Origin of the sequence: Sphingomonas sp., assembly GCF_019242355.1 — a bacterium.
GTDB lineage: Bacteria > Pseudomonadota > Alphaproteobacteria > Sphingomonadales > Sphingomonadaceae > Sphingomicrobium.
In genome coordinates, this window is sequence record NZ_JAFAVR010000141.1 from 12,396 (window position 1) to 28,603 (window position 16,208).

Below are 16,208 nucleotides of genomic sequence, written 5' to 3' on the forward strand. Positions count from 1 at the left end.
ATGTTTACGGAGTAGAAGTGGACATCAGCCAGCCGACAATTTCCGCTGAAACCGTCGAAAATGACCCTGAGCGGACGCTAAATCGCCCCGCTTCAACCGGAGGCGGGAAGGCCCTATCTAAGTGGTATGAACGAGCATGTGTCGGGGCTGCACGTACGGCGGGCGGTTATTGGGGACGTGGAGCAGATGGCGCGACTACACATCGCGGCCTCGCGCCGGGCCTATGCGGGCCTCATCCCCGATCGCGCGTTGGATGCGATTGGAGTTGACGAGCGAGCACGGCGCTGGGCGCAGTCGCTCGCGACGGCGGGACCAAATGAGACCATCCTAGTCGGCGCATCGAAGGGCGGGATTGCTGGGCTCGGCCATTGCGGGCCGCAGCGGACGCCCGCACTGCCATTCCCTGGCGAGTTCTTCTGCGTTTACGTCGCCCCTGGGGCGCAACAGCAAGGCGTTGGAACCGCTCTGATGATTGCGATGGCGCGTTTTCTCGCCGACTGTGGTGTGGCGGGCGCAAGCCTGTGGGTCGCGCGAGACAATCTGGCCGCCCGTCGCTTTTATGAACGTCTCGGCGGAACCGTTTGGGCCGAGAAGGAGGAAGCGCGCCCCGACTTTGTGCTGCCCGAGGTCGCTTACGTCTGGCGCGAACTTGCGAACATTTCGGCGCGGAGACGTTGACACACAAAGACGAAATCGACCGAACATTGAACGGTCTTCCGCGCCACTGGACGGCATCCTATGCAGCGCGTCGTCATTCTAGGCAGAGGGGGCGCAGGAGGATCGGCCTTCGCGAGAGAGCTCGAGAAGACAACGGGATTGCCGGTTATTGAGGCTGGACAAATACTTCTGGCAACGAGGTTTGACCCCCACCCGGCGTGAGAGGTGGATAGAAATGCAGCAAAGCCTCGCAGATCAGGGCGACACCCAAGGGCCGTTAAACTCGGAAGTTGGAAGCCAAAAAAGCAATCGCCCGTTCTCCCTCATGAGCGTCGTAGACGTGGCCCAGTGCATTTGCGACCCCTTGTGCCAAGCTTGGAAATGCACGGACTAACTCGTCCAAGGCAAAACGAATCTCCGCCAAGTCAGCTCGTGGGTAACTAGCGAGTAGAGCACCATACAATTCGGCCGGTACGTGCGCACCAACATCGGTGCCGTATTTCCCCACGGTAGTTGCCGGCCCTCCGTTCGCTCCGGCGAGCCACGTCAGCATCCGTGCAAACTGGGGTCGGACAACTTTGTCCAGCGACTCGAGTGCCGCGATCGCCTGCCCACGCGCGACCGCCTTGGCTACATAAGGCGCCGTCCACCAGAACTCGTTGCAACACCCGTGGAACGCTCTGCCACCAGGAAGCTTGACCCAATAATCGCGATCACTTGGGTCGACGTGGGCGAACTGTCCATCCTTGTCGACCAGCACGGCGGTGGCACTGTCGAGCGTCACGCCCCGCACGTAAGCAACCGTCTCGAACGTGAGATCCATCCGTAACCCATCCGCGTACTGCGTCAGATAAGCGTAGTGTTCCAAAGGATCGTGTGCATCGTCGAACAGCGCCGGATCATCAGGCGTCTGCGCCAAGGCGACCTCTCCGAACTGCGAGACGAAACCTGCGAACCACTCCGCCCGTAAATAAGGCTCATTGGAGCGCGTCACAAACGCCACGTCATAATCGCTCCACTCATCTATTATCCCACGAGGGTCCGCCCGCGACCCCCCCAAAAGCACCGCCCGGATGTTCTCGTCGCCCTTAGCAAACGCCACGAGACGACGCAGTAGGTCATCCATCGCCTTCTCCTCTGCTTCCGAAAAGCTCGTCCGCGTCCGAAGACCTAATCACAAGTCACGTGACGCCGCCGAGTTTACAGGTACACGACCTAGTTTAGAATGACGAGCGCCCCTATGTCATCGAGTCGAGTGTGCAATACAGGGGCGACGGCCGCGTTGCGCGGCCGATCAGGATCACAACGATCTTGATGAGCTGGCCTCGGCCAGATCTAAAACCGGGTCGGCGGTTTCGGCAGATATTCTGCACTGGCCCGCAGCGTAGTTTCGGACGAAGAGCTGGTCTCGATGAAGCTGTGTTCCAGCCTTATTCTCTGCGTGACACTATGCTGCGCCGCATGCGAAGTAGCCGCGCAGGGCATTGACCCGGCTCAGGTAGGACCGCCGCTGAGCGGCGCACCGGCCGAGCTGTACCTCCCGGCCGCGGCCGCTCCAGTGGGGGCAGTGGTCGTGCTGCATGGCTGTGATGGGATCCAGCCGCACTATCGCCAGTGGGCGCAGCGCCTTGCCGATTGGGGATACGCTGCGCTGCTGATCGACAGCTTCGGTCCACGCGGCTTTCGGAACATATGTAATCGGGGACTGCTGGTGCCGCCGGAAGCACAGGCACGCAACGCCTTCGATGGTGCCGCCTATCTGCGGGCGGCGCCGCAGGTGCACGCCCAGCGAGTCGGGGTAATCGGCTTTTCGCATGGCGGGTGGGCGGTGCTGAAGGCGGTGCTTGCCGGACTCGTCCGCCGGCGGAACGAACCGGCTTTCGCTGCGGCCGTCGCCTTCTACCCCGGTTGTGACCCGCTTGACCCGCCTGGCCGGCCGCTCGAAACCGACACGCTGATCCTGATCGGTAGTGCCGACGATTGGACCCCGCCGGACCGTTGCGCCAAATGGCGCGATGAGGTGCAGACAAACGGGCATGTGCTGCAGTTGAAGGTCTATCCTGGCGCCCTCCACGGCTTTGATTCGTCGCGCCCGCCGCACTTCTACGCCGGACACTATGCCGGGCAAGACCCGGCAGCGCTGGCCGATTCCCTGATTGAGGCCCGCCGTTTCTTCGACCAGCGGCTCATCACGCAACATTGACAGAGGCATCATTTACATTGGCCTGCCTCGGAGACTTCGAATGAATGCAGGATACGAGGATGTTGCCACTGTCATCGCCGCCCATTTGCGGGAATGGGAGCCGTCGCCTCCGTTTGTTGAACTCGCGATTTTCGAGAGCGCTGACGCACATTGCATCGCGGGAATTCTCGCTCGGTTTTGCGAGCAAAATCTCGGCTCGCGGATTGCCCGGGGTCTGTTTCACCAATCCAGCATCGGTAGCGTTACCGGCATTGTTCTTGACGACGGCCGCTCGGTGGTGATCAAAGCGCATCAGCCTGAGCGATCGCGCCAATTCCTTGCCGAAGTGGTGCATCTACAATCGTATTTGGCGGACCTAAACCTTTTTGCGACCAAAGTGTTTGCGGGACCGCTTCCGATCGGTCGAGGATACGCGATTGTGGAGCCGTTTACCGACGTCGGCAGCAAGGCCGACGCGCACCTTCCGCAAATCCGAAGCGCCCTGGCGAAAGGCTTGCATGCCATTGTCCGAGCCTGCGGTTCACTTGTCGCGTCGACGTCGTTGGAGGCCAGCCTGCTCGAGTCCCCGGGCGTCACGTTGTGGCCGGCACCCCATAGTAAGCTGTTCGGCTTTTCTGCTAATGCCAAAGAGGCCGAATGGATCGATGAAGTTGCTAAACGCGCGCGAGCGCAAATGATGCCGGCGGGAAACCGCGTGATTGGTCACGGCGATTGGCGGGCGGAGCATGTCCGCTTTAAGGGCAACACCCCCGTAATAGCATTCGATTGGGATAGTCTGTGTTGTGAGCTCGAACCCGCACTGATTGGCACCACCGCGCACGGCTTCTGCGCCGATTGGTCTCAAGGTGACAATCGCCAGGCTCCGAGCCGAGACGAGGCTCGCGCGTTCATCGAGGACTACGAACGGGCGAGAGGCAAGGTGTTCTCAGCCGAAGAGCGGCGATCGTGCGGTGCTTGCTTTGCCTACGCAAGCGCCTACACGGCAAGATGCGGGCATGCGGCTGGCCGGGATGAGCGTGAAATGCCGGGCACCTTCCAGCACCTCGTTTGGAACAGTCGCGACGATCTCTTCGAGGTGTAGATTTCACTTTTTGCTCGGCAGAGTGTTGCTGCATGGCGGCTCGAAGTGGCGATGCGCTCCTCATGACATGGATGTCTGTTCTCGGCCTTACCCCGCGTTAAACCGAAGGTCGGGGATTTATCATCCGGTACCAAAAAGGGACCAATCGGTCTCATCCTGAATAGTCGCCATCTGGACAATCGGCATCATTGTCCGACCTCTCTCTCGCCTGTCTTTCTATCCTAGAGCCCTCCTGCCTCATCTTCCTTGTTGCGAAGACCCATTTCAGGCTCTTTCTAATTAACCCCGCTGACATCCGCCTCTGAGTTGAGGCAACCTTGCGGGGCTCTTGTGACGACGATCTCATTCCGATCTGAAGCTTTCGCCCGCGGCGCCCGCATGCTCCGCACCGCGCTCGGCCCAGCGATCTCTGCTTATCTCGAAGATCTGAGCATCGTCGAAGTGATGCTGAATCCAGATGGCCGGCTTTGGATCGACCGGCTCTCCGGCGGCCTCGAAGATACTGGCTGTCGTGTCACGCCGGCCGACGCCGAGCGCATCGTCCGCCTCGTCGCCCATCATGTCGGCGTCGAGGTCCATGCCGGCAGCCCCAGGGTTTCGGCGGAGTTACCGGAAAGCGGGGAGCGGTTCGAGGGCCTAGTGCCGCCGGTGGTGGCCGCACCGTGCTTCGCCATCCGCCGCCCTGCCGTCGCCGTCTTCACACTCGACGACTACATCGGCTCCGGCATCATGTCGGCGACGGAGGGCAAGTTGCTGCGTATCGCGGTGCGCGAGCGCAAGAACGTGCTCGTTGCCGGCGGCACCTCGACCGGCAAGACCACGCTGGTCAACGCTCTCCTTGCAGAGGTCGCCAAGACCGGCGACCGCGTCGTGCTGATCGAGGATACGCGCGAGCTGCAGTGCGCGGCGCCGAACCTGGTCGCGCTTCGCACAAGGGATGGCGCCGCTTCGCTCTCCGATCTCGTCCGTTCGTCGCTGCGGCTTCGTCCCGATCGCATTCCCATCGGCGAGGTGCGCGGCGCGGAGGCGCTCGACCTACTGAAGGCGTGGGGGACGGGTCATCCCGGTGGTGTCGGAACCCTTCATGCCGGCTCAGCGATCGGCGCGCTGCGGCGCCTCGAGCAGCTCATTCAGGAAGCCGTAATCACGGTCCCTCGCGCACTGATCGCCGAGACCATCGACCTCATCGCGGTCCTCGCCGGCCGCGGCTCCGCGCGCCGGCTCACCGAGCTGGCCACGGTCGAGGGCCTCGGCCCGACCGGCGACTACGTCCTCATCCCCGCAGGAGAACCGTGATGCTGCTCAACCGAGCCCGCCGTGCACTCGCCACGGCTTCGGCTTTCGCCTTTGTCGCGCTCGCCACCGCGCCGGCCTACGCCGCCGGCTCCAACATGCCCTGGGAGCAGCCGCTCAACCAGATCCTGGAGTCGGTTCAGGGTCCCGTCGCCAAGGTCGTATCGGTGATCATCATCGTCATCACCGGTCTCACGCTGGCGTTCGGCGAAACCTCAGGCGGCTTCCGCCGGCTGATCCAGATCGTCTTCGGCCTGTCGATTGCCTTCGCGGCGTCGAGTTTCTTCCTGTCGTTCTTCCAGTTCGGCGGTGGAGTGCTCGTGTGATGGAGCAGGACGCACCCATCACCGGCTTTTACGCGCCCGTCCATCGCGCGCTGACCGAACCGATCCTGCTCGGCGGCGCGCCGCGCGCGGTCGCTATCGTCAACGGCACGCTCGCCGCTGCGGTCGGACTTGGCTTGCGGCTCTGGATCGTCGGCGGGGCGATCTGGCTGATCGGCCATCTGGCCGCCGTCTGGGCCGCCAAGCGCGATCCGGCTTTCGTCGATGTCGTGCGCCGCCACCTTCGCTATCCGCAACATCTGGTCGCGTGAGGCTCTCCGATGATGAACCTCGCCGAATACCGCCGTCGTTCCGAAAGCCTCGCCGATTTCCTACCCTGGGTCGCGCTGGTCGGTGAAGGCGTCATCCTGAACAAGGATGGCTCGTTCCAGCGGACCGCGAAGTTCCGTGGACCCGACCTCGACTCCGCCACGCCCGCTGAGCTGGTCGCGATCACCTCGCGGCTCAACAACGCGCTGCGACGATTGGGATCGGGCTGGGCGATTTTCATCGAGGCGCAGCGTCAGCCTGCCCACAGCTATCCCGATACGCCGTTTCCCGATGCAGCCTCGCGCCTGGTCGATGCCGAACGGCGGGCTCAGTTCGAAGAGCAGGGCGCGCATTTCGAGAGCCGCTATTTTTTGACACTGCTCTGGCTGCCACCGGCCGACGACGCCGCGCGCGCCGAGGCCTGGCTCTATGAGAACCGAGCCCATAACGGCGCCGATTGGCGCGCGGCCCTGGAAGGGTTCATCGATCGGACCGATCGCGTGCTCGCTCTGGTCGAGGGATTCATGCCGGAGTCCGAATGGCTCGATGACGGCGAGACCCTGACCTACTTGCATTCTTGCGTATCGACCCGGCGCCAGCGCGTCCGAGTGCCCGAAACGCCGATGTATCTCGACGCCATCCTGGTGGACGAAGACCTGACTGGCGGTCTCCAGCCCCGGCTCGGCGGCGCGCACCTGCGCACGCTCACCATCATGGGCTTCCCGTCCCAGACCTGGCCCGGCTTGCTCGACGATCTCAACCGTCTCGCCTTTCCTTACCGCTGGTCGACGCGCGCGATCTGCATGGACAAGACCGACGCGACAAAGCTGCTCGGCAGGATCCGGCGCCAATGGTTCGCCAAGCGCAAGTCGATCATGGCGATCCTCAAGGAAGTCATGACCAACGAAGCATCGGTCCTGATGGACAGCGATGCCGCCAACAAGGCGCTCGACGCCGACGCGGCCCTCCAGGAGCTTGGCACCGATCTGGTCGGCGAGGCCTACGTCACCGCCACGATCACCGTCTGGGACGAGGATGGCCGCCTCGCCGACGAGCGGCTTCGGCTGGTCGAGAAGACGATCCAGGGCCGCGACTTCACCTGCATGCGCGAGACGGTGAACGCGATCGAGGCCTGGCTCGGCAGCTTGCCAGGCCACGTCTACGCGAACGTGCGCCAGCCGCCAGTCTCGACGTTGAATCTAGCGCACCTGATGCCGTTCTCCGCGGTGTGGGCCGGGCCGGAACGGGATGAACATTTCAAGGCGCCGCCACTCTTTTTCGCGAAGACGGAAGGCTCGACCCCGTTCCGGTTCTCGCTGCATGTCGGCGATGTCGGCCACACGCTGATTGTCGGACCGACCGGCGCCGGCAAGAGTGTGCTCCTGGCGCTGATGGCGCTGCAGTTCCGCCGCTACGCCGGCGCCCAGGTCTTCGCCTTCGACTTCGGCGGCTCGATCCGGGCCGCGGCGCTCGCCATGGGCGGGGACTGGCACGATCTCGGCGGCGCGCTAGCCGATGACGTGGCCGAGCCTGTCGCCTTGCAGCCGCTCGCAAGGATCGACGCCGCCGGCGAGCGCGCCTGGGCGTCCGAATGGGTTGCGACACTGCTCGCTCGCGAGTCCGTCACCATCACGCCGGACCTGAAGGAGCACCTATGGTCAGCCCTGACCTCGCTCGCTTCCGCCCCCTTTGCGGAGCGGACCATGACGGGCCTTTCGGTTCTGTTGCAATCGAATGCGCTGAAGCAGGCGCTGCAACCCTATACGGTGGCTGGCCCTTGGGGCCGCCTGCTCGATGCGGAAAGCGAGCGTCTTGGCGAAGCCGAAGTCCAAGCCTTCGAGACGGAAGGCTTGATCGGGGCCGGCGCGGCGCCCGCCGTCCTCTCCTACCTGTTCCACCGCATCGAGGATCGGTTCGACGGCCGCCCGACCTTGCTTATCGTCGACGAGGGCTGGCTGGCGCTCGACGACAACGGCTTCTCCGGCCAGCTGCGCGAGTGGCTGAAGACGCTGAGGAAAAAGAACGCCTCGGTCATCTTCGCCACGCAATCACTCGCCGACATCGATGGCAGCGCCATCGCGCCGGCCATCATCGAGAGCTGCCCGACCCGCATCTTCCTGCCGAACGAGCGCGCACTCGAGCCGCAGATCGCTACGATCTATCGGCGCTTCGGCCTCAACGACCGGCAGATCGAGATCCTGAGCCGTTCGATCCCAAAACGCGACTACTACTGCCAATCCCGCCGCGGCAATCGCTTGTTCGAGCTGGGGCTCTCAGAAGTCGCGCTCGCCTTCACCGCTGCCTCTTCCAAGTCCGACCAGACCGCCATTGCCGAACTCGTCGCCGCCCATGGCCGCGACGGATTCGCCGCCGCCTGGCTGCGCCGCAAGGACCTCGCCTGGGCGGCCGACATGCTCACCCCGCAACAGGAGACCTCCCGATGAGCCACCGTCGTCTTCGCGCAACTCTCGCTGCCGGCGCGGCGGGGCTGGTGTTCGCCGCCGCCATTCCGGCCCAGGCGCAATGGATCGTGTTCGATCCCCAGAATTACGTCCAGAACGTCCTGACCGCGGCGCGCGAACTGCAGCAGATCAACAACCAGATCCAGCAGATCGAGAACCAGACGACCTCGCTGATCAACCAAGCCAGGAACCTAGCAAGCCTGCCGTATTCTCTGGTCTCGACCATCACCAGCCAGATCCAGCGCACCGAGCAGCTCATCGCCCAGGCTCAGCGCATCGCCTACTCGGTCGCCAGCATCAACCAGGCCTTCACCACCAGCTACGGCGCGATCAACCTCAATCTCAGCGAACAGCAGATGATCGCCCAGGCGCAGCAGCGCTGGCAGAACTCTGTCGCGGGCTTGCAAGACGCCTTGAAAATGCAGGCGACCGTGGTGGGCAACATCTCCACTTCCCGAACCACGGTGACGTCGCTCGGCGCGTCCAGCCAGTCGGCCACGGGAGCGTTGCAAGCGGCGCAGGTGAACAACCAGCTCCTCGTCCAGATCTCCCAGCAGCTCGCCGATCTCATCGCGCTGGAATCCGCCAACGGCAGGGCCCAAGCCCTCGTCGCAGCGGCCAAGGCCACGGACCAGAACCAGAGCTCCGCCGAGTTTACGAACTTCCTCAACTACGGCGCCGGCTACCAGCCCGGCTCCGCGGAGATGTTTCACTGATGCGCGGCCGTCTTCTCAACATGCCCGCGATCGGGCGCGCCGTGGGCTTCTCACTGGTCGGCGCCGCGATCATCGCCGCCGCGCTCCATTTTAGGACAAGCGAGCCGCGCTTTCAGGCACTGCATGTCAGCCCTGCCGCGGGCTCCGATCCGCTCGCCGAAGAGCTCCAGCGGTGTCAGGTCCTCGCGACACAGGCGAAGGATGACGCGAACTGCGAAGCCGCCTGGGCGGAGAGCCGGCGCCGCTTCTTCACCTATCCGCCACCGCGAGGCGCCGCGACCCCGCTGGCCGCTTCGCCGAAATCCTCCGGCAGGTAAGCGCAATGGGCGGCACCGGCGTCATCGACAATTTCCTCGGAACGTTCACCCAGTACATCGATTCCGGCTTCGGCCTGGTGCAGGGCGATGTGCGCTGGCTCGCGGGTGTCCTGATCGCCATCGACATCACCTTGGCCGGTCTCTTCTGGGCGATGGCGCCTGACGAGGACGTGCTCGCGCGCCTCATCAAGAAGACGCTGTATATTGGCGTCTTCGCCTTCATCATCGGCAACTACAACAACCTCGCGCAGATCATCTACAACAGCTTCGCGGGTCTCGGCATCGAGGCTGGCGGCGGCACCATCAGCGCCGCGCAGCTTCTTCAGCCGGGCAAGATCGCCGAGGTCGGGATCGACGCCGGCATGCCGATCCTCACCGCCATCTCCGGGATGATGGGTTTCACCAGCGTCTTTGCGAACCTGGTGCAGATCATCATCCTGCTGGTCGCCTGGCTGATCGTCATCATCAGCTTCTTCGTCATGGCGATCCAGCTCTTCGTCAGCCTGATCGAGTTCAAGCTGACAACACTCGCGGGATTCGTTCTCGTCCCCTTCGGACTGTTCGGCCGTACCGCGTTTCTCGCCGAGCGCGTGCTCGGCAATGTCGTCTCGTCCGGCGTCAAGATCCTGGTGCTTGCGGTCATCATCGGGATCGGCTCGACGATCTTCAGTCAGTTCACCAGCGGCTTCAACAATCCGCCGACGATCTCCGACGCGCTGACGCTCATCCTCGCCGCGCTCTCACTGCTCGGCCTCACCATCTTCGGCCCGGGCATCGCCAATGGTTTGATCGCCGGCGGCCCTCAGCTCGGCGCGGGCGCCGCGGTCGGCACGGGTCTCGCGGTTGCTGGCATCGGCGCGGCCGGCATCGCGGCCACGGCGGGTGGCCTCGCGGCCGCAGGTGGCGCCATCGCTGGCACCGCGCGCGCGGGAGCGGCCGTGGCGGGTGGCGCGACCGCGGCCTACCGCGCGGGCGGCGCTACCGGCGTCGCCCAGGCCGCTGGGTCCGCGGCGATGAGCCCGCTCCGCCGCGCGGCAGCCACCCTGCAAGAGAGCTTTGCATCGGGCGAACGCGCTGTGATGCGCGGGAGCGGGCCGGCAAGTGCTGGCACCGCGGGATCCTCGCCGGCTTCCGACGGCCCACCCGCCTGGGCGCAGCGCATGAGGCGCGGCCAGACCATCAATCGCGGCGTGACCGCCGCCGACCATGTCATCCGCTCCGGCGATCGGCCGAGTGGTGGCAGCCAGGTCGACCTTTCCGAGGGGGAATAATCCCATGTTCCGACGCTCCACCATGCGCTACGGCAAGACGCCCGAGCCTGAGACGCCTTACCAGCGGGCAGGACAGGTCTGGGACGAGCGTATCGGTTCGGCGCGCATCCAGGCAAAGAACTGGCGGCTCGCCTTCTTCGGCGCGCTGACACTGAGCGGCGCACTCGCCGCCGGCCTCGTCTGGCAGTCGGCGCGGGGCACGATCACGCCCTGGGTCGTGCAGGTCGACAAGCTCGGCCAGGCGCAGGCCGTGGCGCCGGCGGTGGCCGATTATCAGCCGACCGACCCCCAGATCGCCTGGCATATCGCACGCTTCATCACCGAGGTACGCAGCATTCCGGCAGATCCCATCGTGCTGCGGCAGAACTGGCTCGACGCTTACAACTACGTCACCGACAAGGGCGCGCTGGCGCTCAACGATTACGCCCGCAGCGACGATCCATTCTCCAAGATCGGCAAGACGCAAGTGTCAGTCGATGTGGCGAGCGTGATCCGCGCCTCGGACAACAGCTTCCGCGTCGAGTGGGTCGAACACCGCTACGTCGACGATGCGCTCACCGCCACGGAACGCTGGAGCGCCATCCTCACCATCGTCGTGCAGACGCCGACCGACGCCGATCGGCTGAGGAAAAATCCGCTCGGCGTCTACGTCCACGCCCTCAACTGGTCAAAGGAGCTCGGCTGATGCGCATCGCCACGCTTTCAACCTTACTGCTTATGTCCGTCTCGCTCGGCGCATGCGCGACCGCCTGGAAGCCGCCCGAAATCAGCTACGACAACACGCCGAAGCAGGCCGTGCTTCAGCCCGACACGCCTAAACCCGTGCAGATCGTCGAACTGCCAAAGCCGCTACCATTGCTAGGCCAGCTTAAGCCTCTGGAACGCGGGCACGCACAGCCTGAAGCGGCCGATCCGCACGCGCGCGTCGACCAAGCCAACCACGCGGCCCGAATCCAGCCGACCCGGGCCGGCTATCTCAACGCCATCCAGGTCTATCCTTTCTCCGATGGTGCGCTCTATCAGGTCTATGCCGTGCCGGGCGAAGTCACAGACATCGCGTTGGAGCCCGACGAGCAGCTCGTCGGCTCCGGACCCGTCGCCGCCGGGGATACGGTACGCTGGATCGTCGGCGACACCGAGAGCGGCGCGGGTGCGGCGAAGCGGATCCACATCCTGGTCAAGCCGACGCGGCCCGATCTCGTCACCAATCTCGTCATCAACACCAACCGCCGGACTTATCACCTCGAGCTGCACTCGGACGAAAAAACGTACATGGCCTCTGTCTCCTGGGCCTACGCCGAGGACCAGCTCATCGCGCTTCGCCAGCAGAATGCGGCAGCCGACGCCGCTGCGCCGGTCGCCACCGGCGTCGACATCAACGCGCTGAATTTCCGCTACCGCATCGAGGGCGACAATCCGGCCTGGCGGCCGCTCCGCGCCTTCGACGACGGGCGGCAGGTGTTCATCGAGTTCCCGAGCGGCATCAGCCAGGGCGAGCTCCCGCCGCTGTGGGTCATCGGCGCCGAAGGCGACGGCCAGCTCGTCAATTACCGCGTCAAGGGCAACCACATGATCGTCGACCGGCTGTTCGCCGCCGCCGAACTGAAACTCGGCGGCAAGCACCAGGAGGTCGTGCGCATCGTCCGCACCGACGGGAGGCCTCGCTCGTGACTGGTCCCCTCCACGAAGACGGCGAAGCGAGCGGAGGCGCCCGGCCGACGGAGGAGATGCGGCTGCGATCGAGCCGTCAGCCGGTCACCCGTCTATCGCGCAAAGTGCTCGTCGGCTTGGGCACAGCGGCGGCAATCGGCATTGGCGGTACTCTGTTTTTCGCGCTGAAGCCACAGCATCAGACGACGGGGTCCGAGCTCTACAACACCAATAATCGCAACACGCCGGACGGTCTCGCCAATCTGCCGCGCGACTACACCGGACTTCCGAAACCGGCGCCACAGCTCGGGCCGCCGCTCCCCGGCGACCTCGGCCGACCCATCCTTAATGCTGGCGCGCCAGCGCCTGGCATGCCCGCGACGGCGGCGGGACCAAGTCCCGAGGAACAGCGCATTGCCGAGGAACAGGAGGCCGCGCGCACCAGCCATCTCTTCGCCACGACGAATATCGGCCAGCCGATTCCGGCTGCGGCGCCAGGCCCCGCGGCAGCGTCGACGCCAGCGGCCGCAGCGGGATCGACCGATCTGACATCGCAGGATCACAAGCTCGCCTTTCTCAACGGCGCAATCGATCGCCGCACAGCCAGCCCCGACCGGATTCAGCCTGCCGCGAGCCCGTACGTGCTGCAGGCGGGCGCCGTGATCCCGGCTTCCCTGGTCACCGGCTTGCGCTCAGATCTGCCAGGCCAGGTCACCGCGCAGGTGACAGAAGACGTCTACGACAGTCCGACCGGCAAGATTCTTCTCATCCCGCAAGGCGCTCGTCTCGTGGGCCAATACGATGCGCAGATCGCGTTCGGCCAATCGCGAGCGCTGCTGGTCTGGAACCGCCTCATCATGCCGAACGGCAAATCGATCGTGCTCGAGCGGCAGCCCGGCGCCGATACGGAGGGCTACGCCGGTCTCGAAGATGAAGTCGACAACCACTGGGGTATGCTGTTCAAGGCCGCGATCCTCTCAACCATTCTGAGCGTCGGGTCGGAAGCCGGCATGAGCGGCAATAACAACGGTTCGCTGGCCGAGGCCATTCAGCAAGGGGTGTCGCAAAGCGTCAACCAGACCGGCCAGCAGGTGGTTAGCCGCACGCTCAACGTCCAGCCGACGATCACGATCAGGCCGGGCTTTCCGGTTCGCGTGATGGTGACCCACGATCTCGTCCTCGAACCCTACGGCGCGTGAGGAAGCAATATGTCGAAGCTGAAGCTCGGAACGATCCCGGACGACAAGCCGGTCAAGCTGACAATCGAGCTGCCGGCCGCCATTCATCGCGACCTCGTTGCGTACGGCAATGCACTTGGGCGCGAAACCGGCCAGGGAGTGGTCCAGCCCGCTAAGCTAATCGGTCCCATGCTGGCGCGGTTCATGGCGACCGACCGCGCCTTCGCGAAATCGCGGCGGGCAGAGTTGATCTCGAAGGCAGCGCAGCCTGGGAAACCCAGATCAGAACAGACGGCGTGAGCGCGCCTCATCGCGCATGAAGGCCACAAACCGGCCAACGGCAGGATCTTCGGCGTCGGGACACCAGACAAGCTCAACGCCCAACCAGGCGTTCTCCTCCCGGATAGGCCGATAAACGACGCCCGGGAAAACGACCTCGGACTGGCTCCTCGTGGCGAGGGTGATTCCGAATCCGGCTCCGACCAACGCGAATACGCACTGTTTGCTGGCGGCGTGGGTGTGGAACCTGACGCCGCTGCCCATGAACGATGCATAGAACTCGCGGGCGGACTGACTAGTGTCCCACCCTTGAACGAGAAACATCTCCTTCCGCAAGCTCTCCCAATCGAGCGCCTCTTGATTCGAAAGCGGATGTCCATGGGGCATCGCGGCAACCACGCGCTCGCGGTAGAGCGGCGCCGTGACGGCGCTGGGCCATAGCGTATGGCTCGTCATCAGCGCAACATCGACGCGGCGTTCCTGTATGGCTGTCTGGATCTCCCACTCGTTCATTTCAGCAACGGTCAGCACCACCTCCGGGTGCTTTTCTCGCCACCCAAGCAACAGGCTGCAAAGAGGTTCGCCGATCGGCGGCATGCGCACCGCGAGGCGCACGTCGCCCACTGTGCCGGTGCCGTTCTGATCGCCAGCATGTCTGATCGCATCGAGCTCGGCCAGTGCGCGGCGGATATGCGGCAACACCGCCTTGCCTCCGCTGGTCAGCCGAACCCCACCATGCCTGCGCTCGAACAATGCAAGACCGAGTTCGTCCTCAAATCGACCGACGCGGCGACTGATCGTGGACGTATTAATTTGAAGGGACTTGGCGGCACGCGTGAAGTTGCCCGCGGCTGCCGATGCCTCCAGATACATGAGGTCACGGATATCCATGTCCGACAGGCTTCGCAAATCTCAGTCTCTGCCTCCCATGCAGGGGACCGGCAGCCGCGCTGTAGTCGATCGCCGAGCGACCCGTTCGATTGCGCTCCCAGTGAGCAGGCGGTCGAGACTACCGCCGGCTGCCGATCGATGGCCTACGCAGCGGCGCCAATCGTATCGCCGGGGCTTGGGCGATGGGCATCTGCGCCCGTCCCGCGCGTCACTCGGCCCGCAAGATCGCCGGCGTCGCTGACGCGCGCGAGCCGCTCCTGAGATACTTCGAGATAGCCCGCGACCGCGAGCGTCTTACCGATCACCCGAGGCGAACCCAGACGCCGCAATGGCCAGCGCGCCCGGCAGAGGATTCGCTCCATCCGCGCATCCGTCACGGTGACGATGTCCGTGAGCTGGCGCATCAAGCCGAATTCGATCATGCCGGCGAACAGCTCATACGTCGCTCTCGCGATGCTGCGCGCCGTCTTCTCATCTCGTGAGCAGAGATCGACGCCGAACCTGCTGCTCTCCCAGATCGTATCGGACGCCGGCGCAGGCTCTCCGTCCAGTAGCACCGGGAAGGTTTCGCGAAGCATGGTTGGGCCCGTTGTCGGCAGGAGCCGCACGCACCCTTGAATGCGGTTCTCGTCATCCGTCTGCAGTAGGTATGCTGGCCGGCAGGCATCGAATTCGTCGATCTCCATGTCGCCGCTGACCTCGACGTCCCAGCCAAGACGCTGCTTGAAGACGCGGTAGCGGAGCCGGTGCATTTCGGCGAGTTCGCCGAGAAATGCACCGTAGCGATCTGGGGTGATGAGCTGGATCATGTTCGCCTCCTGGCAGGATTGGTCCTGCGCGATTGGAGGCGATCAACGGGGCGGCCCGCATCCTGTGCAGCTGCACAGGGGATGGAGAATGGAACCTATTCGATGGTGGCTTTGGAGGCGGCCAACTTGGCGACGGCCTGGCATATCGTCCTGACGTCAAACTTCATCTTCGCATTGTCGAGATGAAACGCCGCCGTGCGGCGTGAGATATTCAAAAGGCGTCCGATCTCCCATGCGGATTTACCTTGTGCGGCCCATTCGAGGCATTCGAGCTCTCGCGGCGACAACGCGACACCATCGATGACGCGATTGATCGACAGCCTTCGGCGTGCGTGAGCATGAAAATACATCGCCATGAGCTGCAGCACAGACCGATTTTGCTCGATGCAACGCTGGAACGCCGGGCGGCATTCGTCCGCGGCGAACGTGACCGCCGCCACCGGGCCGCGGGAATCGTGGACGGGCACCGTGAAGCCGCAGCGGATCCCAAACTGCGCCGCCTCGTCGAGCAGCGCGCATTGCGGCTTCGACAAATGCTTCGCCGTGAATTCTTGCCCCCACTCGAACGGCTCTGTGGCTTTCAGCGCCTCGACGATGACCGGGTCAACCCGCTCATAGTGTTCCCGCAGATAATGATCGGTCCACTCGAGCGGGTAATTCGAGATGAGTTCAGGCGTATCGCCCTTTCTCGACGGCATGGAAAGATACGCGAAGCAGTTCAGATCGAGCGCCGCACCCGCATTGGCGAGCACCGTACGGAGACGCTCGATGTCGCCGCTGGCGGCAAGACCGTCGATAAACGCTTGGA

Annotated in this window: 18 protein-coding genes; 14 read left to right on the forward strand and 4 right to left on the reverse strand. The window is 64.2% G+C overall.

Translation table 11 applies throughout. The features are described 5' to 3' along the window. The first annotated feature begins 126 nt into the window (after window positions 1–126). Entirely contained in the window at window positions 127–678 is a 552-nt protein-coding gene (locus JOZ79_RS06990) for a GNAT family N-acetyltransferase (RefSeq protein WP_294072445.1), read from the forward strand. Between the two features lie 256 nt (window positions 679–934). On the opposite strand, the gene JOZ79_RS06995 is transcribed toward JOZ79_RS06990, so the two are convergent. After that, entirely contained in the window at window positions 935–1,783 is an 849-nt protein-coding gene (locus JOZ79_RS06995; RefSeq protein ID WP_294072448.1) for an aminoglycoside 6-adenylyltransferase, read from the reverse strand. A gap of 285 nt (window positions 1,784–2,068) precedes the next feature. Here JOZ79_RS06995 and JOZ79_RS07000 point away from each other — a divergent pair, with 285 nt between their 5' ends. From JOZ79_RS07000 to JOZ79_RS07060, 13 genes are all read left to right on the forward strand, one after another. Beyond that, window positions 2,069–2,860, forward strand: a complete 792-nt coding sequence (locus JOZ79_RS07000; protein ID WP_294072451.1) for a dienelactone hydrolase family protein — start codon at window positions 2,069–2,071, stop codon at window positions 2,858–2,860. 40 nt (window positions 2,861–2,900) lie between these two features. Further along, window positions 2,901–3,941 (forward strand): phosphotransferase, encoded by a 1,041-nt coding sequence (locus JOZ79_RS07005; RefSeq protein WP_294072454.1) that lies wholly within the window; start codon window positions 2,901–2,903, stop codon window positions 3,939–3,941. A 378-nt stretch (window positions 3,942–4,319) separates the two neighbouring features. Next, on the forward strand, window positions 4,320–5,237 hold the full coding sequence (trbB, locus tag JOZ79_RS07010; RefSeq protein WP_294072457.1) for a P-type conjugative transfer ATPase TrbB: 918 nt from the start codon (window positions 4,320–4,322) through the stop codon (window positions 5,235–5,237). After that, window positions 5,237–5,560, forward strand: a complete 324-nt coding sequence (locus JOZ79_RS07015) for a TrbC/VirB2 family protein (protein WP_294072460.1) — start codon at window positions 5,237–5,239, stop codon at window positions 5,558–5,560. The genes trbB and JOZ79_RS07015 overlap by 1 nt, the downstream gene beginning before the upstream one ends. Continuing rightward, a complete protein-coding gene (locus tag JOZ79_RS07020; protein WP_294072498.1) occupies window positions 5,560–5,829 on the forward strand; it encodes a VirB3 family type IV secretion system protein in 270 nt (89 codons plus the stop codon). The genes JOZ79_RS07015 and JOZ79_RS07020 overlap by 1 nt, the downstream gene beginning before the upstream one ends. A gap of 9 nt (window positions 5,830–5,838) precedes the next feature. Continuing rightward, on the forward strand, window positions 5,839–8,271 hold the full coding sequence (trbE, locus tag JOZ79_RS07025) for a conjugal transfer protein TrbE (RefSeq protein WP_294072463.1): 2,433 nt from the start codon (window positions 5,839–5,841) through the stop codon (window positions 8,269–8,271). Next, window positions 8,268–9,005, forward strand: coding sequence for a P-type conjugative transfer protein TrbJ (gene trbJ / locus JOZ79_RS07030; protein ID WP_294072466.1), 738 nt, complete (start codon window positions 8,268–8,270; stop codon window positions 9,003–9,005). The genes trbE and trbJ overlap by 4 nt, the downstream gene beginning before the upstream one ends. After that, complete coding sequence (gene trbK-alt / locus JOZ79_RS07035; protein WP_294072469.1) at window positions 9,005–9,322, forward strand: putative entry exclusion protein TrbK-alt; 318 nt, start codon at window positions 9,005–9,007, stop codon at window positions 9,320–9,322. Before trbJ ends, trbK-alt begins: the two co-directional genes overlap by 1 nt. 5 nt (window positions 9,323–9,327) lie before the next feature. Then, a complete protein-coding gene (gene trbL / locus JOZ79_RS07040) occupies window positions 9,328–10,593 on the forward strand; it encodes a P-type conjugative transfer protein TrbL (RefSeq protein WP_294072472.1) in 1,266 nt (421 codons plus the stop codon). 4 nt (window positions 10,594–10,597) lie between these two features. Continuing rightward, window positions 10,598–11,278, forward strand: a complete 681-nt coding sequence (trbF, locus tag JOZ79_RS07045) for a conjugal transfer protein TrbF (RefSeq protein ID WP_294072475.1) — start codon at window positions 10,598–10,600, stop codon at window positions 11,276–11,278. Then, window positions 11,278–12,264 carry a P-type conjugative transfer protein TrbG gene (gene trbG / locus JOZ79_RS07050; RefSeq protein WP_294072478.1) on the forward strand — a complete coding sequence of 329 codons (987 nt, stop codon included), beginning with the start codon at window positions 11,278–11,280 and terminating at the stop codon, window positions 12,262–12,264. Before trbF ends, trbG begins: the two co-directional genes overlap by 1 nt. Before the next feature lie 56 nt (window positions 12,265–12,320). Then, window positions 12,321–13,442, forward strand: a complete 1,122-nt coding sequence (locus JOZ79_RS07055) for a TrbI/VirB10 family protein (RefSeq protein ID WP_294072501.1) — start codon at window positions 12,321–12,323, stop codon at window positions 13,440–13,442. A gap of 9 nt (window positions 13,443–13,451) precedes the next feature. Beyond that, complete coding sequence (locus tag JOZ79_RS07060; protein ID WP_294072481.1) at window positions 13,452–13,721, forward strand: DUF2274 domain-containing protein; 270 nt, start codon at window positions 13,452–13,454, stop codon at window positions 13,719–13,721. Here JOZ79_RS07060 and JOZ79_RS07065 read toward each other — a convergent pair. From JOZ79_RS07065 to JOZ79_RS07075, 3 genes are all read right to left on the reverse strand, one after another. Further along, entirely contained in the window at window positions 13,704–14,591 is an 888-nt protein-coding gene (locus JOZ79_RS07065) for a LysR family transcriptional regulator (protein ID WP_294072484.1), read from the reverse strand. The genes JOZ79_RS07060 and JOZ79_RS07065 overlap by 18 nt on opposite strands. Window positions 14,592–14,734: 143 nt before the next feature. Further along, complete coding sequence (locus tag JOZ79_RS07070; protein WP_294072487.1) at window positions 14,735–15,400, reverse strand: acyl-homoserine-lactone synthase; 666 nt, start codon at window positions 15,398–15,400, stop codon at window positions 14,735–14,737. A 95-nt stretch (window positions 15,401–15,495) separates the two neighbouring features. Beyond that, on the reverse strand, window positions 15,496–16,208 hold a 713-nt coding region (locus JOZ79_RS07075; RefSeq protein ID WP_294072489.1), incomplete at its 5' end, for a LuxR family transcriptional regulator.